Below are 21,845 nucleotides of genomic sequence, written 5' to 3'. Positions count from 1 at the left end.
GGCCGCACCCAGGGGCGCTCGGCGCTCGCGGCTGCCCCCGACGCGTCGTCCGCGCCCTGTGGATCCGACGCCGTAGGCCCCCAATTTGTGAGGTGGCCCCCGTACACTTGTCGCCGGCGGACTACCGGCGGGTGAGGGGTGGTTGACGGTGCGTAAGGCGTGGCTGGTCGCGTCCGTCGGGATCGGCGGGGCCCTCAGCTTCATCGCGCTGCTCGTCGTCGGGACGTACATGGCCGCGGGGAGCATGACCAACGGGGTCGGCGGTGGGTCCGTGGGGCTCGCCAAGGGAGCCGTGCCCGCCACCTATCAGCCCCTCGTGCAGAAATGGGGCAACCTCTGCAAGGCCATCAACCCCGCGCTGCTCGCCGCCCAGCTCTACCAGGAGAGCGGGTTCAATCCGCGGGCCAAGAGTCCGGCCAAGGCGCAGGGGATAGCGCAGTTCATTCCCGGGACGTGGGCATCTCATGGCGTGGACGGGGACGGGGACGGCGATCGGGACGTGTGGGACCCGGAGGATGCCATTCCGTCCGCCGCGTCGTACGACTGCAAGCTCGCCGGCTACGTGAAGGACGCGCCCGGGAACCCCACGAAGAACATGCTCGCCGCGTACAACGCCGGCGCGTACGCCGTCATCAAGTACGGCGGCGTCCCGCCCTACAGCGAGACGCAGAACTACGTGAAGACCATCACCGACCTCTCGAAGAGCTTCGCCAGGCCCGTCGGCCGCGTGGAGCCCTCCAGGCAGGCGGCGGGAGCCATCTACTACGCCCAGAAGAAGCTGGGCACCCTCTATCTGTGGGGCGGCAACGGCACCCCGGAGCAGGGTGGCCGCTTCGACTGCTCCGGGCTCACCCTCGCCGCGTACCGCTCCGTCGGCGTCACGCTGCCGCGCGTGGCCAACGACCAGTACAACGCGGGACCGCACCCCAAGAGGGAGGAACTCCTCCCCGGTGACCTCGTCTTCTTCTCGGACGACCTGACCAATTCCCGCGCCATCCGGCACGTCGGCATCTACGTGGGCGGGGGATACATGATCAACGCCCCGCGGACCGGCGCCGTCATCCGCTTCGACCGCATCGACACACCCGACTACTTCGGCGCGACCCGGGTCACCGAGGACGGGGCCAAGGCTGTACCGGCCAAGCCGACGCAGGTCTGAGACACCTCGTTACGCATGAGGTTTACGGGGTACGCGAGGTGTGATGTGGCTTGAACCCTCCGTAAGAACACTCCTCTGAGCTGCGGCGATGTATCTCTCTTCGGTAACGTCTGAGTGATCTTTCGGTGGAGGGTGGAACGTAGGACGGGGGACAGGGCGTTCCCTTGACTGGACCGACCACGGGGGTTGATGGACAGGGCGCACAGAACGTGCGCCCAAGGGCTAGGAGACAAGGGGCCGTAGCGCCATGGCTGGACTCGATGAATCCGGGTCGAACCCCGACGTCGGCCTGCTCTACGACATCAATGGCCTGGCCAAGGACACCCCGTCCTGGTTCGACAGCGCCATCGCGTTCGTCGGGGAGTACGGCCTGTTGCTCGCCCTCGTCCTCCTGGTGGTGTGGTGCTGGTGGGGCCAGCGCAAGCGCGGCACCCTCGACGACGCCGCCTCCTCGGTCGCCGCCGTCGTCTGGGCACCGATCGCCGCGGGCATCGCCGTCCTCGTCAACATCCCCATCCGCGGCTTCGTGGAACGGCCACGTCCGTTCCATGTCCACCGCGGTGTCGAGCTCCTCGTCGACGGCAAGAACGACTACTCCTTCGTCAGCGACCACGCCACGCTCGCCATGGCCGTCGGCGCCGGACTCTTCGTCGCCCACCGCAAGTTCGGCCTCGTCGGCCTCGGCCTCGCAGCCGTCGAGGGCTTCTGCCGCGTCTTCATGGGCGTGCACTACCCGACGGACGTCGTCGGCGGCTTCGCGCTCGGCACCGCCGTCGCGCTGCTCCTCTCGCCGCTCGCCATGGCGCTGCTCACGCCGCTCACCAAGATGGTCGGCCGCTCCGGGCGGGTGGGGTGGCTGGTGTGGGACCGGAAAGTCGGTCCTGTCGCGGCGCCGCTGAGCGGGACGGCGACGCCGCGGACGGCGGGGGCGGCGTCGGTGGATCCGGACGAGAGGGATCTCGCGGCATAGCCGTCGGCGTCGGGGCCCAGGTCCTCCCGGGCGTCGCCACGCGCGCCGCGCTCACCACCACGTTCGAGTCCCAGTGGCCGTCCCTGCCGATGCGGCCGCCGCAGGTGAGCAGGCGCAGCTGGGCGCCGACCGCGGGTGCGTAGACCGTGGCGGTGGGGAAGTCCGCCGTGCGGTACGTGGCGACCGCCGTGACATTGAACGTCGTACGCCGCCCTGCCGCCGTCGTCGTCTCGATCCGGTCGCCGGGGCGCAGGCGGTCCAGGCGGGCGAAGACGGCGTCCCGGTAGCCCCGGCTGCCCCGCCCTCCCCGTCCCGTGGGCGCGTCGCGGTGACCCACGAGGATCGCCGGGCCCCGGTCTCCCGGCCGGGGGCCCAACTCGTACCGGCCCACCTTCAGGGCGTCCCGGAACGACGGCACCTCCAGCGCGCCCTGCCGGTCGAGACCGACCGGCAGGACATCCGCGTCCACGCCGATCGCGGGGATCCGGATGCGGCCCTCCGGGACCGGGGCGGGCGCCGGCCCGTCGCCCAGCGGGGACGCGGTGGCGAGGAGGGCGGACGCCGCGAGCAGCAAGGGGGCGGCCGCGCGGCGCAGGGGGCGGTTCAGGGGTGGTCCGGGCCGGAGCCTGTGCCCGGGCCCTGACCGCGGCTCGGGACGGCGTCCGTGCTCGGGGCCGCGTCGGATGCCTTGCGGCGGCGCAGCAGCCAGACGCCCACGCCCGCCGCCGCTCCGGTCACCGCTGCGGAGGCGAACGTCAGGGGGCCCGCCTCGGAGTGCTCGGCCCCGGTCGTGGCGTGCGTCGCGCCGCCTCGGGCCGCTCCGGAGGGGGTGGCCCGGAGGGCGCCGACGTTCGTGTCCGGGGACGTGGTGGCGGACGTGTTCGGGTTCGGGGTCGTGTCCGGGTTCGCGGGCGGCTGCGATGCCGCTTCCGTCGCGGTGCCCGAGGAAGGCTCCGGGGAGGCGTCCGGAGAGGGGTTCGTGGAGGCGTTCGTAGAAGGGGCCGGGCTCGTGGATGCCTTCGGGGACGCGGACTTCTCCGCGGAGGTCGACGACGTCTCGGGGGACGCCGACTTGTCCGTCGCATCGGCATCGGAGTCCGGGTCGGAGTCCGTTCCCGCGCCCGCGCCCAGCTCCTTGCCGTCCGCGCCGAGCAGGCTCCAGCCCTTCACGTCCTGGCCCTCGGGGTCCTGCCCCTTCTCGTCGCCCTTGTAGTAGTAGAGGGGCCGGGTCTCGTAGATGACCTGCGGTTGGTCGGCGTTCTGCGCGTCGTCGCCGGTCTGGGCGGTCTGGCCCGTGACGTCGTCCGCCTTCGTGGGATAGCCGATCGCGGCCGGCCAGTCGGTGGCGCACTTCCCGGTGCAGTCGGGGGTGTCGGCTTTGTCGGCGTCGCGCGTGTAGAGCGGATTGCCGTCCTTGTCGGCGAGCGCCTTGCCCTTCGGGGTGTCGATGAGGGTCAGCTGTCCGGGCTCGGCGGGCTTGTCCAGGGCGACGGCCGGGGCCGCCAGGGCGAGGACGGCCACCGCGGCCGCCGTCGCCGTGACGGCGGCCGTGCGCGGGGTGCCGGAGGGTATGCGCGTGCTGCGGGGTGGGGTCATGCCCCCAGGGCACCCGTGTCCAGCGGGGTGGGCCACCTGGGGGCGTGTCGGGCGGGGCCGAACGGGTTGCGGTACCCGCCGGGCGGGTGACGGGCGGGGACGACGGGCACCGGCCCCCGGCACGTACGGGCACCCGGTTCGGCGCGTCGCTCAGAGCGCCTGCGGGAAGTCGAAGAAGCGCGTGGGGTCGTACTGCTTCTTGAGCTTCTTCAGACGCGGCGCCGCCGGCCCGTAGTACGCCTCGCGCCAGTTCGTCAGCGTCGAGTCGGTGTAGTTCTGGTAGGCGGCACCGGACGCGTAACGCCCCATGGACCCGTGCGCCTTTTTCAGCCATGCCCGGGCGCCCGAACCCGACGTGCCCGCGCGCCACGACGCGATGTACTGCGCCAGCATCCGCGAGCGCCGGTGCACGAACGCCGTCGCCGTCGGGTCGACGCGGTTGATCGCGCCGCCGAGCGCGGTGAGCGCGATGCTGCCGCCGCTCGCGCCCGTCACGTTCTCGATCTGCGACAGCAGCGTGCGGATGCCCGCCGCGGAGAGCGAACGGTCGAAGAAGTCCGAACTCGCCGCGTACGTCTCGCGCTTGAGGGCGCCCCGCGGGGAGCGGCCCGGTGTCGCGCCGGGGAGGTGGCACTGGGCGTCGGCGGAGAAGGACGAGCAGCCCGCGTACACCTCCATCGACTCCTCGTACGTACGCCGCTTCAGGGAGACGCTGCGCGCCGGTGCGCCGATCTTGTCGGCGAGGCGGTCGACGGCGTTCTGCAGTTCGCCGTACGTCCCGAGGGAGAAGCAGGCGACGGACACGGTCGGGGTGCCGCCCGGCGTGTTCGCGAGGTGCGCGGACGACCAGATCTCGTCCGGCTGGACCGGGCCCCACTCCTGCCAGGCCTTGATGACCGCGGCCGCCTTCGACCAGGGCCAGGTCATGTAGGCGGAGACGCCCTGGGGCGCGGCGTGCGTGCGGTAGGTGAGCTCGGTGACGATGCCGAAGTTGCCGTTGCCCGCGCCCCGCAGCGCCCAGAACAGGTCCTTGTTCTCGGACTTGGAGGCGGTGAGCTGCTTGCCGTCCGCCGTGATCAGCGTCGCGGAGGTGAGGCTGTCGCAGGTCAGGCCGTACGCGCGCGAGACCACGCCGTGGCCGCCGCCGAGCGTGAGACCGGATATGCCGACGGTCGGGCACGAGCCCGCGGGGATGGTGACGCCCTTCGCCGCGAGCGAGCGGTAGACGTCGATGAGCTTGGCGCCGCCGCCGATGGTGGCGGTGCTGCCGCTCGCCCGTATCTTGCTCAGTTTCGACACGTCGATGATCAGCCGCCCGTTGCCGGAGGACCAACCCGCGTAGGAATGCCCGCCGTTGCGGATCGCGACCTTGGTGCGGTGGGCGCGGGCGTACGCGAGGGCGGTGCGGATGTCGTCCGGGTGCGCGACGTAGGCCACGGCGGTGGGCTTCAGGTCGTCGTACCGCGTGTTGTACAGCTGCCGGGCCGCCGCCCACGTGGCCTGGCCGGGCTGGACGAGGGTGCCGTCCAGGTCGCGGGCGAGGGCCTTGAGGGTGGCGGGCGAGGAGGAGGCGGCGCTGGAGGTTCTGATGGGGGTGCCGCCGGTGCCGCTGCCGGACGCGGCGGTGCCGGTGCCCGTCCTCGTGCTGGTGCCGTCCGGGGTGCCGCTGGTGCAGCCCGCGACGGTGGCGGCGGCCAGTGTGGCCGCCGTGGTGCCGATGAATGTACGTCGTTCCATGACGCCTCCCGTTGCTTCCCGAGGACGAGACGGTGTGGGAGGCGCGGGGGTTCCTTCGCTCGGCGTCGGGTGGGGTTCAGGGGGACGCTTCGTGTTCCGTCGCGTCCGTGCGCGCCTTGCTGCGGGCCCGCCGGGCGGGCCCGCGCCACCCGCAGGTGCAGTGGGCCGCGGTGAAGCGGCCCTTCTCGACCGTCGTCGTGCGGTGGGCTGAGGAGACTTGCTGATCGGCCACACGGTCACCGTACCGACCGCGGGTGAACGGCCGCCCGCGTGACGGGTCAACGTACCGGTCGTTAGGGGAACGACGGGGGAAGTCGCAGGCGGAGAACGCTTGGGGGTAGACAGGCGATGGTGCACCGGCACAGGCACACGGGTGGTGCGAGCGGTGCGGGCGGCGCCGACGGCGCGGGCGGCGTCGTGGTCGCGGCCGCCGCGACCGTCGCGTTCGGGCTGATGGCCGTCACCTCCGGGTGTTCGCCCTCCGGTGCGGCCGCCGACGGCAGCGGCCCCGGCGACCCGGCCGACGTCGTGCGCAGGGCCGCCGACTCCCTCGTCCGCGCGGGGAGTTCGAAGGCGTCGACCTCCATGGAGATGGCCAGCGGTGGTACGCGCGTGACGATCCGCGGCAAGGGCGTCTACGACTTCGAGCGGCAGCTCGGACGGTTCGAGGTGGTGCTCCCGCAGGACCCCGCGGGCGACGACGAGCACCGGCCCATCACCGAGCTGCTGGCCGCGGGAGCCCTGTACATGAAGAACCGGGGGGCAGGGGTGCCCGCCGACAAGTGGGTGCGGATCGAGACACGTTCGCTGTCCGACGGGAATCTCGTCACCGGAGGCGCCACGGATCCCCTCGCGGCGGCGGAACTGCTGCGCGGGGCGCGGAAGGTGGGGCTCGTGGGGCAGGAGCGGGTCGGTGGGGTGGATGTGCGGCACTACCGCGGCGTCGCCGACCTGCGTGCCGCGGCCCGGGCGGCTTCCGCAGGTCAGCGCGGTGCGCTGGGTGCCGCGGCGGCGAAAGGGTTCAGCAGGGGCAGCGTGCCCTTCGACGTCTACCTCGACGACGGGGGGCGCGTGCGGAAGCTGCGGCAGCGGTTCGCCGTGGCCGACGCGAACGTGGCCTCGACCACGCTGCTCTATGGCTTCGGGGTGCCGGCGAAGGTGCCACTTCCGGCCGAGAAGGACATCTATGCCGGGAAGATTGCGGGTCCGTAGTCGCGTACGGCTGGTGGAAATGGTCCGTCCGTGCCATGCGCGGTGCGTAGACCGCTCCCTACCCTAGGAAGTCGGCATCAGGAAGAGGTGATGGACGTGGCTCCGACGCGTGGCGGTACGGCGGTTCAGGACCATGTCGCCCTCGCCGAGATCGAACTGTGCGGGGAACTCATCATTGCGGCGAGTGCGGCGGCCGAGCGGTTGAGCTTCGACCGGATCGACGAGGTCCTGCAAGTCGCCGACTGGCGTGAGCGGGGGGTACCGGGCGAGGACCGGGGCCGGCCCTCCTCCTGACTCCAGACGCCTGACCCCAGACGCCTGACGCCTGACGCCTGACCCCGACTCCTGACGGGTCGGCGTGGCCCCGGGAGCGTTACGTCCGCATCATGCGGGCGATCGCCTTCGTCGCCTCCTCGACCTTCGCGTCGATCTCCGTGCCGCCCTTGACGGCCGCGTCGGCCACGCAGTGGCGCAGGTGCTCCTCAAGGAGCTGGAGGGCGAAGGACTGGAGCGCCTTCGTGCCGGCCGAGACCTGCGTGAGTATGTCGATGCAGTAGACGTCCTCCTCGACCATGCGCTGGAGGCCGCGGATCTGGCCCTCGATGCGGCGCAGTCGCTTGAGGTGTTCGTCCTTCTGCTTGTGGTACCCGTGCACTTCGTGGGCCTGGTCGGAGGGCGTCTCGGGCGCCCCCGGGGTCGGTACGGCCGGGCCGGCCGCGTCGGCCGCCTCAGTGGTCGTCATGGCGTCCTCCTTCTGGACTTCGGGGTAGAGGGCGGGAAGAGGGGGTAGGTCAGGCGTCGGGGGTGGGGCTCCGGCGGGTCCGGGATTCTGAGACTTCCCGCACTTTTCGTGGCTCCGCGCCTCGTCCTCCGCATCCCCATCCTCCGGAAACAGCACCCGTTCGCATACCCCCCGCGGGTATATGGTAGCCGATTTCCCGGGGGGTGTGCTGATCACTGTGCCTGATGGGCGACACTGGGGGGCGGCCGGTTAGCCGTGGCCGGATGATGCGCCTAGCATCAGCCTGACCGCATCCAAAGCACCCCGAGGACCCCACGTGCGCTTTCGTCTGACCCCCAGGGAGACGAGCTTCTACGACATGTTCGCCGCATCCGCGGACAACATCGTCACGGGCTCGAAGCTCCTCATGGAACTGCTCGGAGCGGACTCTTCCGCACGGGCCGAGATCGCAGAGCGTATGCGGGCCGCGGAACACGCGGGAGACGACGCGACGCATGCGATCTTCCACCAGCTGAACTCCTCGTTCATCACGCCGTTCGACCGCGAGGACATCTACAACCTCGCGTCGTCCCTCGACGACATCATGGACTTCATGGAGGAGGCCGTCGACCTGGTCGTCCTCTACCAGGTCGAGGAGCTCCCCAAGGGCGTCGAGCAGCAGATCGAGGTGCTCGCGCGCGCCGCCGAGCTCACCGCGGAGGCCATGCCCAACCTGCGGACGATGGCCAACCTCACCGAGTACTGGATCGAGGTCAACCGTCTGGAGAACCAGGCCGACCAGATCCACCGCAAACTCCTGGCCCAGCTCTTCAACGGCAAGTACGACGCCATCGAGGTGCTGAAGCTCAAGCAGATCGTGGATGTGCTGGAAGAGGCCGCCGACGCCTTCGAGCACGTGGCGAACACTGTGGAGACCATCGCGGTCAAGGAGTCCTGAGGCCTCGCCATGGACACCTTTGCTTTGATCGTGACGATCGGCGTCGCGCTCGGATTTACGTATACGAACGGCTTTCACGACTCCGCGAACGCCATCGCCACATCGGTCTCCACCCGTGCGCTGACGCCCCGCGCGGCGCTCGCCATGGCCGCGGTGATGAACCTCGCCGGTGCCTTCCTGGGCAGCGGGGTCGCCAAGACCGTGAGTGAGGGGATCATCGAGACCCCGCACGGCGACAAGGGGATGTGGATCCTCTTCGCGGCGCTCATCGGCGCCATCGTGTGGAACCTGGTCACCTGGTACTTCGGCCTGCCCTCGTCCTCGTCGCACGCGCTCTTCGGCGGCATGGTCGGCGCGGCACTCGCGGGCGGCATCGGGGTCATCTGGTCCGGTGTCATCGACAAGATCGTCATCCCGATGTTCCTGTCGCCGGTGATCGGCCTCATCGCCGGTTATCTGGTGATGTGCGCGATCATGTGGATGTTCCGCAAGTCCAACCCGCACAAGGCCAAGCGCGGCTTCCGCATCGCGCAGACGGTGTCCGCGGCCGGTATGGCGCTCGGTCACGGTCTCCAGGACGCGCAGAAGACGATGGGCATCGTGGTGATGGCTCTCGTCATCTCCGACGTGCAGAGCGCGGACGCGCCCATCCCGATCTGGGTCAAGATCGCCTGTGCGCTGATGCTCTCGGCCGGTACGTACGCGGGCGGCTGGCGCATCATGCGGACCCTCGGCCGCAAGATCATCGAGCTGGACCCGCCGCAGGGCTTCGCCGCCGAGACGACCGGCGCGGGCATCATGTTCACCACGGCGTTCATGTTCCACGCGCCGATCTCGACGACGCACGTCATCACCTCCGCGATCATGGGTGTGGGCGCGACGAAGCGGGTGAACGCGGTGCGGTGGGGTGTCGCCAAGAACATCATCCTGGGCTGGTTCATTACTATGCCGGCGGCTGCGATCGTGGCCGCGTTGAGCTTCTGGGTCGTGGATCTCGCGTTCCTGTAGCGGACGTCCGGAGTACGTGGAAGGGCCCGCCCCCGGGAGCCAGGGGCGGGCCCTTCTTGGTGTCCCTGCGGTGGCACCGCCATGCAGCACCGCGGGGAGTCTCTCGCTCGGCTCGGCCGAAGCGGCCGGGCTCAGCCGAAGCGGCCCGAGATGTAGTCCTCGGTGGCCTGGACCGACGGGTTGGAGAAGATCCGCTCCGTGTCGTCGATCTCGATGAGCTTGCCGGGCTGGCCGACGGCGGCCAGGTTGAAGAACGCGGTGCGGTCCGAGACACGGGCCGCCTGCTGCATGTTGTGCGTCACGATGACGATCGTGAAGCGCTCCTTCAGCTCGCCGATCAGGTCCTCGATCGCGAGGGTCGAGATCGGGTCGAGGGCCGAGCAGGGCTCGTCCATGAGGAGGACGTCGGGCTCGACCGCGATCGCCCGCGCGATGCACAGACGCTGCTGCTGGCCGCCGGAGAGGCCGGATCCGGGCTTGTTGAGGCGGTCCTTGACCTCGTTCCAGAGGTTCGCGCCCTTGAGGGACTTCTCGACGATGTCGCCCAGTTCGGACTTCTTGTACGAGCCGTTGAGCTTCAGGCCCGCCGCCACGTTGTCGAAGATCGACATCGTCGGGAACGGGTTCGGGCGCTGGAAGACCATGCCGATCGTGCGGCGCACGGCCACCGGGTCCACGCCGCTGCCGTAGAGGTCCTCGTCGTCCAGGAGCACCTTGCCCTCGACGCGGCCGCCGGGCGTGACCTCGTGCATGCGGTTGAGCGTGCGCAGGAACGTGGACTTGCCGCAGCCGGACGGGCCGATGAAGGCCGTCACGGAGCGGGGCTCCACGGTCATGGAGATGTCGTCGATCGCCTTGTGGGAGCCGTAGAAGGCGGTCAGGCCCGATACGTCGATTCGCTTGGCCATGGGATCACTGCTTTCGAAAAGGGACGAGCTGAGGGTCGCTGAGGTGGCACCTGTCGGCGGAGCCGGCCAATGGATGCCCTAGCGGCCCGTCTTGGGGGCCTTCCAGCGCGCTACGGCGCGGGCCGCCATGTTGAGGATCATGATGAAGCCGATGAGGGCGAGCGCCGCGGCCCAGGCCCGGTCGTACGACGCCTGGGTGCCGGCCGCGTACTGCTGGTAGATGTACAGCGGCAGCGAGCCCTGCGCCCCGTCGAAGGGGTTCGTGTTGATCAGGGGGTTCACCCAGACCAGGAGCAGGACCGGCGCGGTCTCGCCGGCGATGCGGGCCACCGCGAGCATGACGCCCGTGGTGATGCCGCCGATCGCGGTGGGCAGCACGACCTTGAGGATGGTCCGCCACTTCGGCACGCCTAGGGCGAGCGACGCCTCGCGCAGCTCGTTCGGGACGAGCTTGAGCATCTCCTCGGTGGAGCGCACGATCACCGGCATCATCAGGATGGCGAGCGCCATGGCGCCGGCCCAGCCGGAGTAGTCGAACTCGAGGATGAGGATCCAGAAGCTGAGGATGAACAGGCCCGCGACGATCGAGGGGATGCCGGTCATGACGTCCACGAAGAACGTGACGGTCTTGGCGAGCTTCCCGCGCCCGTACTCGACGAGGTAGACCGCGGTGAGCAGGCCGATCGGCACGGCGATCACGGAGGCCAGGAGCACCTGCTCCAGGGTGCCGATGATCGCGTGGTAGATGCCGCCGCCGGTCTCCTCGTCGGCCACGACGCCCATGGAGTGGGTCAGGAAGTAGCCGTCGAAGACCTTGATGCCGCGCTGCACGGTCTCGTAGATCAGCGAGGCCAGCGGGACCACGGCGAGCAGGAACATGACCCACACCATCGAGGTGGCGAGGCGGTCCTTGGCCTGGCGGGTGCCCTCCACGGTCATCGCGAGGACGTACGACCCGACGATGAACAGGAGCGCGGCCATGAGGCCCCACTGGATGCGGCTGTCCAGGCCGGCCGCGGCGCCGATGCCGACCGCGACGGCGGCAGAGCCGGCGGCCATGGCCAGTGGTGTCCAGCGGGGCAGCGTCGCGGCCTTGAGGGTGCTCGGCCGCTTGACGAGCGGGCCGGTCGGGGTGGGTGTCGTGGTGCTCATGCGTTGGCCCCCGAGTACTCCTTGCGGCGCGCGATGATCAGGCGGGCCGCGCCGTTGACCAGCAGCGTGATGATGAAGAGCACCAGGCCGGAGGCGATGAGCGCGTCCTGGCCGTACTCACTGGCCTCGTTGAACTTGCTGGCGATGTTCTGCGCGAAGGTGCCGCCGCCGTAGTCGAGCACGGAGGTATTGATGAGGAAGTTCGGCGAGAGGACGGTGGCGACGGCGATCGTCTCGCCGAGCGCGCGGCCGAGGCCCAGCATCGAGGCGGAGATGATGCCGGAGCGGCCGAAGGGGAGCACCGACATGCGGATGACCTCCCAGCGCGTGGCGCCGAGGGCCAGCGCGGCCTCCTCGATCATCTTCGGGGCCTGGAGGAAGACCTCGCGGCTCACGTTCGTGATGATCGGCAGGATCATGATCGCGAGGAGGATGCCGACGGTCATCAGGGAGCGCGGAGCCTCGCCGTTGTACGCGAAGACGCCGGTCCAGCCGAGGTAGTCGTCCAGCCAGCTGTAGAAGCCGGTGAGGTTGGGGGCGACCACGAGGGCGCCCCACAGGCCGTACACGATCGAGGGCACGGCGGCCAGCAGGTCGATCACGTAGGCGATGGGGGCGGCCAGCTTGCGCGGCGCGTAGTGCGAGATGAAGAGCGCGATGCCGATGGCGACGGGGACCGCGATCGCGAGGGCGATGATCGAGCTCACCACGGTGCCGAAGACCAGGACCGCGATGCCGAAGTACGGCTTGCCGTCCGTGCTGATGCCGGCCGGGTCCCACTCGAAGGTGGTGAGGAAGTTGCCGGTGTTGTCGGCGAGGGCGACGGTCGTGCGGTACGTCAGGAACGCGGCGATGGCCGCCATGATCGCGAGGAGCACGATTCCGGAGCCCCGGGAGAGGCCGAGGAAGATCTTGTCGCCGGGGCGGGTGGCGCCGCGTGCGGCGGCCTTGCTCACCGGGGCCGTCGGCTCGACGTCGTCGACGGGGGGAGGAGCGGTCGTATTGCTTGGTATGTCCATGGGGTTCTCCGGTCTGCGGAGGCGCCGTGCGGGTGACGCAGGCGCTCCGTGGCGGCGGTGCACCGGACGGTGCGGCCGGCCCTGGTACCGCGGGGCCGGCCGCACTCGGTTCAGCTAGCTCAGGCCCGCGACGGTGGAGCGGACCTTGGTGATGATCTCGGCCGGGATCGGCGCGTAGTCGTTGTCCTTGAGGACCTTCTGGCCGTCCTCGCCCGCGATGTAGGTCAGGAAGGACTTGGTGGCGGCGAGGCTGTCCTTCTTGTTGCCCTTCTCGCAGACGATCTCGTACGTCACGAGGGTGATCGGGTAGGCGCCCTCGGCGGTCGGCTTGTAGTTCAGCTCCAGGGCGAGGTCCTTGCCCTTGCCGACGACCTTGGCCTCGGAGATGGCCTTGGAGGCGTTGTCGACGGTGGCCTTCACCGGCTCCTTGGCCTCGGTCTTCAGGTCGACGGTCTTGACGCCCTCACCGGCGTAGGAGAGCTCGAAGTACGAGATGGCGCCCGCGGTCTGCTTGACCTGGCCTGCGACACCGGCAGAACCGTTCGCGGACTGGCCGCCCTTGGGCTCCCACGACTTGCCCGGCTCGTAGGGCCAGGCGCTGGGGGCGGCGCCCTTCAGGTACTTGGTGAAGTTGTCCGTGGTGCCGGACTCGTCGGAGCGGTGGAAGGGCTGGATCTTGGTGCTGGGGAGCTTGGCGTCGGGGTTGAGCTTCTCGATCGCCTTGTCGTCCCAGGACTTGATCTTGTTGTTGAAGATGTCGCCCAGGGTCTTGGCGTCCAGGGTCAGGCTGTCGACGCCGGGGACGTTGTAGCCGATGGCGATAGGGCCGCCCACCATGGGCAGGTCGATGGCCTGGCTGTTCGTGCAGACCTTCTTCGACTTCTCGATCTCGTCGGGCTTCAGCGCGGAGTCGGAACCGGCGAACGCGGTCTGGCCCTGGAGGAACGCGGTGATGCCGGCGCCCGAACCCGTCGGGTTGTAGTTCAGCTGCACGTCCTTGCAGTTGGTCGTGTAGACCTTCCGCCAGGCGTCGATCGCGTTCTTCTGCGCGGACGAGCCGGAGGCCGCCAACTGGCCCTTGGCGTCGTCGCACTTGATGTTGGCGTTGGCGTTGGTCTCCTTGCCGCCGTCGCCCGAGCTGGTGTCGTCGGAGCCGCACGCCGTGAGGGCCAGGGCGCCGGAGACGGCGATGGCGCCGAGGGAGAGGGCGCGGAGCCGGTTCTTGCGCTGAAGCTTCACTTCGGGTCTTCCTTCCGGGAGCCGCCGGCCCTTTGCTGGCGGCGTGCGATGACTTGCGTCGTGTTGTAAGGCTGAAATTAGGCAGGGCAGGTGAAGCGGCCGATGGGCACGAGTGAACGGCGGGTGAACCTCGGCGGTCGGCCTGGTTAGCCCTTCCACTACAAAAAGTAGCGGTATTGCTACACAGGGTCATGGACGCAGGTCGTGACGGACCGGATACGATCAGCGCATGATCTACCCGTTCCTCGCAGGCGTCGCCGTCTGGCTCGCCATCGCCGTCACCGCCGTCCGGGTCGGCCGTGCGTACTGCGGGGAGTGCCGCGAGCGGCGACGTACGACCGCCTGAGGCCTGGGGCGCCCTACGCCCTGCCCCGTGGCGCGGCCAGAGCGGTCAGCAGGTCGGTGACGAGCTCGGCGTCCCGCTCGCGCGTCAGGAGGCGGCGGGCTCCGTCGGGCGGCAGCCACCGCAGGTGCGAGACCTCGGAGTTGGGGGCGAAGGTGCCGGAGAGCGCCTCGGCGGCCCAGTAGCGGACCTCCTTGGGGCGGTCCTGCGCGTCCCGGTAGTGGGCGGTGGGGAGTTCGGCGCCGAGTGCGCACGTCATGCCGGTCTCCTCGAGCACTTCGCGCAGCGCCGCGTCCCGCGCCGTCTCGCCGCGCTTGAGCTTGCCCTTCGGATGGGACCAGTCCGACCACTTGGGGCGGTACACCAGGGCGAGTTCGATGCCGTCCCGCCCGGCGCGGTCCGGGCGCCACAGGACGCAGCCGGCCGCCAGGACCGTGGTCCCCTCGCCGGGCCGCTCCACCGGCCGCTCCTCTTTCCCGTACGTCACCGGGTCCTCGCCTCCTCGCGCAGCCACGCCCGCTGGAACACAAACCGGGCCGCCTCGACCTCGTGGCGCTGGTCGGCGTGGAGCACCCCCAGCGCGTACGCCGTCGCGGGCGCGATCCGCGGGGTCCGCGCCGCGTGGGCCGCCGCTGCCGCCGCGGACGCCGCCTCGCGGTGGACGTTCAGGGCGTGGCTCGCGTCCGCGATGCGGGGGTCGGGGCGGTCGTGGCCGACGAGGACCTCCTGCGCGTACCGGTACAGGCGCAGCAGCGAGCGGACCTTCAGCCAGGGGGCGTCCTGGGCGTCCGGGGCGGTGTCCGTCGCGGCGAGGCCGTGGGAGAGCGCGCCCGCGTTGTAGGGGTGGCCCGCCTCGCCGAGGGGGAGGGCGGCGACGGCCTCGGCGAGCGTCGCCTCCGTCCGCCCCGCGAGGGGCGCGAGCTCCTCCTCCGTCCCGCTCAGCGGGACCTCGCTGGCGAGGACGGCCACGTGGTCCGCCACCGCGTGGAAGCGGGAGGAGCCGAACGCCTGGAGGGCGGTGGAGTGGGCGCGGGTCCTGGCGAGCGTGAGCTGCCGCTCCAGGAGGGCGGCGGCTTTGGCGGCGCCGACCGCGAGACCGCGCGGGGTGCCGCTGTCGGCGGTGCTCGCGGCCGAAGGCTGCGCCCAGCCGTTCTGCCGCGCCGTACGGCCCCCCGCGCCCGAGGCGGCGAGTGCCGCCGACGCGGGTCGCGGGTCTCCGGCCGGGGCCGGCACCGGCGAAGGACCCGACAGCCGGTGCAGGGCGTCGAGGAGGCGGTCCAGGCGGGAGGCGTACGCGTGTTCCTGGCCCAGCGTGCCGGAGAGCCAGGCCAGTTCGGGGCGGAGCGACGCCGCCCACTCCGCGTCCAGGAGCGGACGGAACGTGTGGAGGGTGCCACCGATGCGGCGGGCCGCACGGCGCAGGGAACGGGCGGCCTCCAGGGACTCCTCCGCGCCCTGCGCGTCCGTGCTGGACTCGCGGTGCAGCCGCAGCGAGCGGAGGAATTCCGTCGCCTGGTCCTGCAGATAGGCCGTGAGGGCCTCGCCCGCGGCACCCGCGCCCGCGTGCGTACCCGTAACCGTCGTCTCATGGTGTTGCTGTGCCACGCCGGCGCCTCCGGGCGTCTATGAGCATCTCCTGCACGTTGCGCAGGGGCTGGCCGTCCGGGTCCGCCGAGTGGCGGGTCCAGTTGCCGTCCGCGCCCAGGTGCCAGGAGGCCGTGGTGTCCGACATGCCGGTCTCCAGGAGCCGGCTGAGGGCCGCCCTGTGCGCCGGGTCCTGGACCCTGACCAGCGCCTCGATGCGGCGGTCGAGATTGCGGTGCATCATGTCGGCGCTGCCGATCCACACCTCCGGTTCGCCGCCGTTGCCGAAGGCGAAGACGCGGGAGTGTTCGAGGAAGCGGCCGAGGACGGAACGTACCCGGATGTTCTCCGAGAGCCCCTCCACGCCGGGGCGGACCGCGCAGATGCCGCGCACCCACACGTCGACCTCGACGCCCGCCTGCGACGCCCGGTACAGCGCGTCGACCACCGCCTCGTCGACCATCGAGTTGACCTTGATGCGGACGTAGGCGGGGCGGCCCGCCCTGTGGTTCTGTATCTCCTTGTTGATCCGGGAAATGAGCCCGTCGCGCAGGGACTTGGGGGCGACGAGCAGGCGGCGGTAGGTCTCCCTGCGGGAGTAGCCGGAGAGCCGGTTGAAGAGGTCGGAGAGGTCCGCGCCGACCTCCGCGTTGGAGGTGAGCAGCCCCAGGTCCTCGTAGAGGCGGGCGGTCTTGGGGTGGTAGTTGCCGGTGCCCACGTGCGAGTAGCGGACGAGGGACTCGCCCTCCTGGCGCACGACGAGGGACAGCTTGCAGTGCGTCTTCAGGCCGACCAGGCCGTACACCACATGGCAGCCGGCCTCCTCCAGCTTCCGCGCCCACTTGATGTTGGCCTGCTCGTCGAAGCGGGCCTTGATCTCGACGAGGACGAGGACCTGCTTGCCGGACTCGGCGGCGTCGATGAGCGCGTCGACTATGGGGGAGTCGCCCGACGTCCGGTACAGCGTCTGCTTGATGGCGAGGACGTCCGGGTCGGACGCGGCCTGCTCCAGGAACGCCTGCACGGAGGTGGAGAACGAGTCGTACGGGTGGTGCAGGAGTACGTCGCGTTCGCGAAGGGCGGCGAAGATGTCGGGGGCGGACGCCGACTCGACCTCGGCGAGGTCGCGGTGCGTGCCCGCCACGAACTTCGGGTACTTCAGCTCGGGCCGGTCCAGCTTGGCGATGCTGAAGAGGCCGGTGAGGTCGAGCGGTCCCGGCAGCGGGTAGACCTCCGCCTCGCTGATCTTCAGCTCGCGCACCAGCAGGCTGAGGATGTTCGGGGCGATCGACTCCTCGACCTCCAGGCGGACCGGTGGCCCGAAGCGGCGCCGCATGAGCTCCTTCTCCAGGGCCTGGAGCAGGTTCTCGGCGTCGTCCTCCTCGACCTCCAGGTCCTCGTTCCTGGTGAGCCGGAACATGTGGTGCTCCTGGATCTCCATGCCCGGGAAGAGCTCCTGGAGGTGCGCGGGCGCGGCGATGACGTCCTCGATGGGGACGTACCGCTGCGGGGAGGCCTCCAGGAACCGCGACAGCAGCGGAGGAACCTTCACACGCGCGAAGTGCTGGTGTCCGGAGACCGGGTTGCGGACGACCACGGCGAGGTTGAGCGAGAGCCCCGAGATGTACGGGAAGGGGTGCGCGGGGTCCACGGCCAGCGGGGTCAGGACGGGGAAGATCTGCTGCCGGAAGAGCGTGAAGAGCCGGGACTGCTCCTTCTCGGTCAGCTCGTGCCAGCGCACCAGGTGGATGCCCTCTTCGGCGAGGCCGGGGGCGACGTCGTCCTGGTAGCAGGCGGCGTGCCGGGCCATGAGCTCGCGGGAGCGGTTCCAGATGAGGTCGAGGACCTCGCGGGGTTGCAGGCCCGAGGCCGAACGGGTGGCGACGCCGGTCGCGATGCGGCGCTTGAGGCCGGCCACGCGGACCATGAAGAACTCGTCCAGGTTCGAGGCGAAGATCGCCAGGAAATTCGCCCGTTCGAGGAGGGGCGTGTGCGGGTCCTCGGCGAGTTCGAGGACCCGCTCGTTGAACGCGAGCCAGCTGCGCTCCCGGTCCAGGAACCGCCCCTGGGGCAGCTCGGCGCCGTCGTGGCCGACCGCGGCGTCCTCGTCGTACGCGTCGAGATCGGCGTCGATGTCGGGGTCGAGGTCGGAGACCGTGGCGGCGATGGTGGCGGGCCGGTGCGCCGCGATGGAACCCACGGAAGGCTGGGCGTGCTGCACGTGTCCTTGCGTGTTCTGCTGGCTCATGGACCCATTGTTCCGCGCGGGTACGACGATGGGCGCGTCGGAGAGCGCGGGAGTCAGGCGGAGCTTCCCGTTTGCCTGGGAAGCGCTCCCGTTCTCCGGGGACGGGTCGGGCGCGGCGGGCTGCATTGAGCGAGCGTCGCAAGCCTGTCTGAATGAGTGGTTACGGCGACATGACGTGCGGGACATCGGCCGAAGGCTCCGGGGCGTCTACAGCGTGGCGCCTCCGGCCGATCGTACGGTTCAGGCCACGCGGCGGCGCAGGAGGCGGAACGCGGCGTAGGTGACGGCGGCGGTCAGGACCAGCAGGATGCCGGTCTCCACGAGCTGGAGGGGCCAGAAGTGCGACGAGGGGTGGAAGTCGGAGTACCAGCCGGTGACTTGGTGCTCGGCGTAGCAGGGATCGGGTTCCCGGCTCGAATCCCAGCACAGCGTTTCCGGCAGCCTTTTCCCGTCGGAGGTGAGCATGCCGCGTTCCACCAGCAGGCCGAAGTTGGGCGTGGCCTGCGGAGACGTCTGTGCCCAGGTGGCGGTTTCGGTCGCCCACAGGTGGGGGCGGGCCAGCGGCAGCAGGACGACCGCGATGAAGGTGAAGCCCGTGGCGGCCGCCATGGCGCGCAACACGTGGCGCGTCACAAGCCCGGTGAGGGCGCCGATGGCGAGGCCGAGCAGGGCGTACCCGATGCCGACCGTGCCCAGGGAGCCGTACATGGCCCGCTCGTACCAGGGCCCCCTGACGTACTCGAGCTCGGGACCGGTGGACCACGCCCAGCGCTGGACCGCGGTGAACAGGACCACTCCGCTCACCACGAGCGCGGCGACCACGGCGAGCCGGGCGGCGAGCCAGCGGGCCGGGGTGACCGACTGCGTCCACGCCCATTTGTACGTGCCCGACTCCAGGTCCCTCGCGACGATCGGGCCCGCCACGAACGCCCCGATCAGGCACGGCAGGCCGAGCATGGCCATGCCCGCGTAGTCGAGGTTCCTGCCGAACTGGAGCTCGGCGTCGAGGTAGCCGCGGACCGGGCCGCCGCAGTCCGGCGTGGTCTTGCTGATGACGCAGTCCGTCGCCGCGAAGACGTCGGCGGCGTGGCCCACCCACAGCCGGGCGGCGGCCAGTGCGGCGGCGCCGAGCGCGAACAGGCCGAACAGGATCCACAGGGCCGTGCGGTGCTGGCGCAGCACCGCGCGGTAAGGGCCCGGGAGGGCTAGGGCGGCACGGCGGCCCTGCCGCTCGGCGGGCACGGTCGTCGTCGCGGTCACGCGGACACCCCCAGATCCCGCGCACCGCGCTCCCGGGGCGTGCTGCCGGGGGAGAGGAGCGGTGGCGCCTCCGGTGCGCGCAGGTGGGCCAGCAACAGTTCCTCCAGGGAAGGTTCTTCTACGTCCCAGCCGTCGGCGACCGGGCCCTCGGTGCGGATCAGCGCGGTCAGGCCGCGCCCCGCGGCGCGGGACTCGACGACGGTGTGCGGGTGGAGACGGTCGGCCGGGCCGCGGCCCGTGACCAGGCGGTGCGCGCCGATCAGGTCGTCGATGCCGCCGGCGAGCCGGATGCCGCCGTCGGAGACGAGGAGCAAGTAGTCGCAGGCGTCCGCCAGTTCGCTCACGATGTGCGAGGACATGACCACCGTCGTGCCGTGCTCGGCGGCCTCCGCCATCAGCGTGCCCATCAACTGGTGCCTGGCGAGCGGGTCGAGGTCGGCCATCGGCTCGTCGAGGAGCAGGAGTTCGGCGCGCTTGCCGAGGGCGAGCGCGAGCGCGACGCGGGTGCGCTGGCCGCCGGAGAGCGTACGGATGCGGGCGGTGCGGTCGAGGCCGCCGCCGCTCACGACGCGTTCGGCGGCCTCCATATCCCAGATGCCGGCGTTGAGTTCGGCGCCGAGCCGCAGGGTGTCGGCGATGGTCAGCTGCGGGTGGAGCGGCTTGTCCTGGGCGACGTACGCGATGCGCTCCCGGGCCTTCGCGGGGTCCGTGCCGAGGACGCTGATCGTGCCCTCGGTGGGGCGGTCGAGGCCGGCCGCGAGGGTGAGCAGGGTCGACTTGCCCGCGCCGTTCGGGCCGACGACCGCGCAGACGCGGCCGGCGGGCAGGCGGAACGTGCAGTCCCGCAGGGCGTATCGGCCCCGCCCGAAGCGTTTGGTCAGTGCGGTCGCCTCGATGGCGGTGTCGGTCATGCGGGGTCCCCCTGGGGTGCCTGCGCTCGCTGCTGTCGCTGGTCCTGGTGCTGGTCTCGGTGCTGGTCTCGGGGCTGTTCTTGTGGCTGTTCGTGGGGCTGCGATTCGCCGAACTGCTCTTCCAGTACGGCTGTGAACAGGGCCGCCACGTCGTCCTTCTCCAGTCCCGCCCGCCGGGCCCGCGCGGCCCATTCGGCGAGCTCACCCCGGAGCGGCGAGTCGGCCGGTGCGCCGCCGAGCGTCCTGCGCACGAACGTGCCGAGCCCGCGCCGGGCCTCGACGAGGCCTTCGCGTTCCAGCTCGCGGTAGGCCTTCAGCACGGTGTTCGGGTTGATGGCCGTGGCCTCGACGACCTCGCGGGCCGTCGGCAGCTTGTCGCCGGGCTCCAGGAGGCCGAGGCGGAGGGCCTGCCGGGTCTGCTGGACGATCTGGAGATAGGTGGCGACGCCGCTGCGCCGGTCGATGCGGTACTCGACCACTGCCTTGCACCACCCTTTCACTAATTGAGTAGTGAAAGGGTGGTGCAAAAGAGGGGCGGCGTCAAGCGACGCCGCCCCTCGAGGTGCGGAGGTGCGGTGGGGGAGCGGGTTCTACGACTCCGTGCGGTACATCAGGTCCGTCTCGTGCGTGACGAAGCCCAGGCGCTCGTAGACGCTCACGGCCGCCTTGTTGTCCGCGTCCACGTACAGCATCGCCGTCGGCAGGCCCGCCCGTGCGAGGTGGCGCAGGCCCGTCGTGGTCAGCGCCTTGCCGAGGCCGCCGCCCTGGGCCCCCGGCCGTACGCCCACGACGTACACCTCCCCGAGGCGCTCCTCGGCGTGCACCTTCGTCCAGTGGAAGCCGACCGGCGCGCCGTCGCTCTCGCGTACGGCGAGGAAGAAGCCCGCCGGGTCGAACCACGGCTCCGCCTTGCGGTCGTCCAGGTCCCGCTGCGTGAGGGCGCCCTGCTCCGGGTGGTGGGCGAAGGCCTCCGCGTTCAGGGCGAGCCACGCCGCGTCGTCCTGTCCGGGTACGAAGGTACGTACCGAAACGCCCTCGGGCAGCGTCGGGTCCGGCAGGTCCAGGTCCGCCAGAGGGCGCCGCATCTGGCGCAGTTCGCGGAAGAGCGCGAGGCCGAGCACTTGGGCCAGGTGGCGGGCCGCGGAGTGTCCGCCGTGCGCCCACACGCGCAGGCGGCGGCCCGACTCGGCGAGCAGCGCGGTGCCGAGCGCCCTGCCGTGCCCGTGCCCGCGGCGCGAGGGGTGCACGACGAGCTCGGCGGCGGGGGCCTCGACGGGGTCGGTGTCCTCCAGCTGCGCGTATCCGACGAGCTGGCCGTCGACGGTGAGCAGCAGGTGCCGGACGCCGTCGCGGGCGCCGCCGCGCAGCTGGAGCCGGCCCTGCTCGGACACCGCCTGCTGCCCGTCCGTACGGGCGGCCTCGGCGAGCAGTGCGAGCACGGCTTCCGCCTGCGCGGAGGTGAGTTCGGCGAGGGTGTCGATCTGGCGGAGGGGGGTGGGGGCGTCGGCGGGGCGGTCGTGAGTCATGCTCCCGAGCGTATTCTGGCGGGGCGCCTTGTGGGGTGGGGTGCTCTGTGGTTGCCGCCCGGCGTTCGGCTTCCCCGCCGGGGTGGGTGCATCGCGCTTGCGCGCTCGTCCTCAAACGCCGGACGGGCTGGGATGTCCCCCGGGCTGTGGGTGGGTGCATCGCGCTGCGCGCTCGTCCTCAAACGCCGGACGGGCTGGGATGTCCCCCGGGCTGTGGGTGGGTGCATCGCGCTTGCGCGCTCGTCCTCAAACGCCGGACGGGCTGGGATGTCCCCCGGGCTGTGGGTGGGTGCA

General features: G+C 70.9%; 21 protein-coding genes and 1 pseudogene. 6 read left to right on the top strand and 16 right to left on the bottom strand.

Annotation, left to right across the window (positions count from 1 at the left end; genetic code table 11):
* Positions 1-148 precede the first annotated feature (148 nt).
* Positions 149-1,159, top strand: a complete 1,011-nt coding sequence (locus tag AC07DO_RS21080; RefSeq protein ID WP_479061625.1) for a C40 family peptidase — start codon at positions 149-151, stop codon at positions 1,157-1,159.
* 247 nt (positions 1,160-1,406) lie between these two features.
* Positions 1,407-2,129 carry a phosphatase PAP2 family protein gene (locus AC07DO_RS21075; RefSeq protein ID WP_479061548.1) on the top strand — a complete coding sequence of 241 codons (723 nt, stop codon included), beginning with the start codon at positions 1,407-1,409 and terminating at the stop codon, positions 2,127-2,129.
* Between the two features lie 52 nt (positions 2,130-2,181).
* Here the strand turns inward: AC07DO_RS21075 and AC07DO_RS21070 are convergent.
* The 4 genes and pseudogenes from AC07DO_RS21070 to AC07DO_RS21055 all read right to left on the bottom strand — a co-directional run.
* Positions 2,182-2,703, bottom strand: a pseudogene (locus AC07DO_RS21070) (sortase domain-containing protein); the annotation flags it as partial.
* Between the two features lie 29 nt (positions 2,704-2,732).
* A complete protein-coding gene (locus AC07DO_RS21065) occupies positions 2,733-3,725 on the bottom strand; it encodes a COG4315 family predicted lipoprotein (protein ID WP_479061546.1) in 993 nt (330 codons plus the stop codon).
* Between the two features lie 150 nt (positions 3,726-3,875).
* Positions 3,876-5,462, bottom strand: a complete 1,587-nt coding sequence (locus AC07DO_RS21060; RefSeq protein WP_479061545.1) for an FAD-binding oxidoreductase — start codon at positions 5,460-5,462, stop codon at positions 3,876-3,878.
* A gap of 76 nt (positions 5,463-5,538) precedes the next feature.
* A complete protein-coding gene (locus AC07DO_RS21055) occupies positions 5,539-5,694 on the bottom strand; it encodes a hypothetical protein (protein WP_479061544.1) in 156 nt (51 codons plus the stop codon).
* A 116-nt stretch (positions 5,695-5,810) separates the two neighbouring features.
* Between AC07DO_RS21055 and AC07DO_RS21050 the strand changes: the two genes are divergently transcribed.
* Positions 5,811-6,674, top strand: coding sequence for an SCO4651 family lipoprotein (locus AC07DO_RS21050; protein WP_479061543.1), 864 nt, complete (start codon positions 5,811-5,813; stop codon positions 6,672-6,674).
* 90 nt (positions 6,675-6,764) lie between these two features.
* Positions 6,765-6,968, top strand: a complete 204-nt coding sequence (locus tag AC07DO_RS21045; protein WP_479061541.1) for a hypothetical protein — start codon at positions 6,765-6,767, stop codon at positions 6,966-6,968.
* A 79-nt stretch (positions 6,969-7,047) separates the two neighbouring features.
* Here AC07DO_RS21045 and AC07DO_RS21040 read toward each other — a convergent pair whose 3' ends face one another.
* The gene (locus AC07DO_RS21040; protein WP_479061539.1) at positions 7,048-7,416 is read right to left on the bottom strand and encodes a metal-sensitive transcriptional regulator; all 369 of its coding nucleotides are present in this window, start codon (positions 7,414-7,416) and stop codon (positions 7,048-7,050) included.
* A 316-nt stretch (positions 7,417-7,732) separates the two neighbouring features.
* Between AC07DO_RS21040 and AC07DO_RS21035 the strand changes: the two genes are divergently transcribed.
* Together AC07DO_RS21035 and AC07DO_RS21030 are read left to right on the top strand one after the other, a co-directional pair.
* Complete coding sequence (locus AC07DO_RS21035) at positions 7,733-8,353, top strand: DUF47 domain-containing protein (RefSeq protein WP_055567145.1); 621 nt, start codon at positions 7,733-7,735, stop codon at positions 8,351-8,353.
* Between the two features lie 9 nt (positions 8,354-8,362).
* The gene (locus AC07DO_RS21030; RefSeq protein ID WP_479061536.1) at positions 8,363-9,361 is read left to right on the top strand and encodes an inorganic phosphate transporter; all 999 of its coding nucleotides are present in this window, start codon (positions 8,363-8,365) and stop codon (positions 9,359-9,361) included.
* Between the two features lie 131 nt (positions 9,362-9,492).
* On the opposite strand, the gene pstB is transcribed toward AC07DO_RS21030, so the two are convergent.
* The 11 genes from pstB to mshD all read right to left on the bottom strand — a co-directional run bounded on the left by pstB (position 9,493) and on the right by mshD (position 21,551).
* Positions 9,493-10,269 carry a phosphate ABC transporter ATP-binding protein PstB gene (gene pstB, locus AC07DO_RS21025; RefSeq protein WP_366722682.1) on the bottom strand — a complete coding sequence of 259 codons (777 nt, stop codon included), beginning with the start codon at positions 10,267-10,269 and terminating at the stop codon, positions 9,493-9,495.
* Positions 10,270-10,347: 78 nt separating this feature from the next.
* Positions 10,348-11,421: a phosphate ABC transporter permease PstA gene (pstA, locus tag AC07DO_RS21020; protein ID WP_479061534.1), complete on the bottom strand. Its 1,074-nt coding sequence runs from the start codon at positions 11,419-11,421 to the stop codon at positions 10,348-10,350.
* On the bottom strand, positions 11,418-12,440 hold the full coding sequence (gene pstC, locus AC07DO_RS21015; RefSeq protein ID WP_479061532.1) for a phosphate ABC transporter permease subunit PstC: 1,023 nt from the start codon (positions 12,438-12,440) through the stop codon (positions 11,418-11,420). The genes pstA and pstC overlap by 4 nt, the downstream gene beginning before the upstream one ends.
* Before the next feature lie 114 nt (positions 12,441-12,554).
* Positions 12,555-13,679 carry a phosphate ABC transporter substrate-binding protein PstS gene (gene pstS, locus AC07DO_RS21010; protein WP_479061530.1) on the bottom strand — a complete coding sequence of 375 codons (1,125 nt, stop codon included), beginning with the start codon at positions 13,677-13,679 and terminating at the stop codon, positions 12,555-12,557.
* Positions 13,680-14,038: 359 nt separating this feature from the next.
* Positions 14,039-14,509: an NUDIX hydrolase gene (locus AC07DO_RS21005; RefSeq protein ID WP_479061529.1), complete on the bottom strand. Its 471-nt coding sequence runs from the start codon at positions 14,507-14,509 to the stop codon at positions 14,039-14,041.
* Positions 14,506-15,627 (bottom strand): CHAD domain-containing protein, encoded by a 1,122-nt coding sequence (locus tag AC07DO_RS21000; protein ID WP_479061528.1) that lies wholly within the window; start codon positions 15,625-15,627, stop codon positions 14,506-14,508. Before AC07DO_RS21000 ends, AC07DO_RS21005 begins: the two co-directional genes overlap by 4 nt.
* On the bottom strand, positions 15,608-17,980 hold the full coding sequence (locus AC07DO_RS20995) for an RNA degradosome polyphosphate kinase (protein WP_479061526.1): 2,373 nt from the start codon (positions 17,978-17,980) through the stop codon (positions 15,608-15,610). The genes AC07DO_RS21000 and AC07DO_RS20995 overlap by 20 nt, the downstream gene beginning before the upstream one ends.
* A gap of 114 nt (positions 17,981-18,094) precedes the next feature.
* Positions 18,095-19,114, bottom strand: a complete 1,020-nt coding sequence (locus AC07DO_RS20990) for a hypothetical protein (RefSeq protein WP_479061524.1) — start codon at positions 19,112-19,114, stop codon at positions 18,095-18,097.
* Positions 19,111-20,025 (bottom strand): ABC transporter ATP-binding protein, encoded by a 915-nt coding sequence (locus AC07DO_RS20985; protein WP_479061523.1) that lies wholly within the window; start codon positions 20,023-20,025, stop codon positions 19,111-19,113. Before AC07DO_RS20985 ends, AC07DO_RS20990 begins: the two co-directional genes overlap by 4 nt.
* The gene (locus AC07DO_RS20980; protein WP_479061521.1) at positions 20,022-20,504 is read right to left on the bottom strand and encodes a GntR family transcriptional regulator; all 483 of its coding nucleotides are present in this window, start codon (positions 20,502-20,504) and stop codon (positions 20,022-20,024) included. Before AC07DO_RS20980 ends, AC07DO_RS20985 begins: the two co-directional genes overlap by 4 nt.
* A 111-nt stretch (positions 20,505-20,615) precedes the next feature.
* Positions 20,616-21,551 carry a mycothiol synthase gene (gene mshD / locus AC07DO_RS20975; protein WP_479061519.1) on the bottom strand — a complete coding sequence of 312 codons (936 nt, stop codon included), beginning with the start codon at positions 21,549-21,551 and terminating at the stop codon, positions 20,616-20,618.
* Positions 21,552-21,845 lie beyond the last annotated feature (294 nt).

It is taken from the genome of Streptomyces sp. NPDC045678 (assembly GCF_056432085.1).
This window is presented reverse-complemented; position numbering and strand designations above follow the sequence as displayed.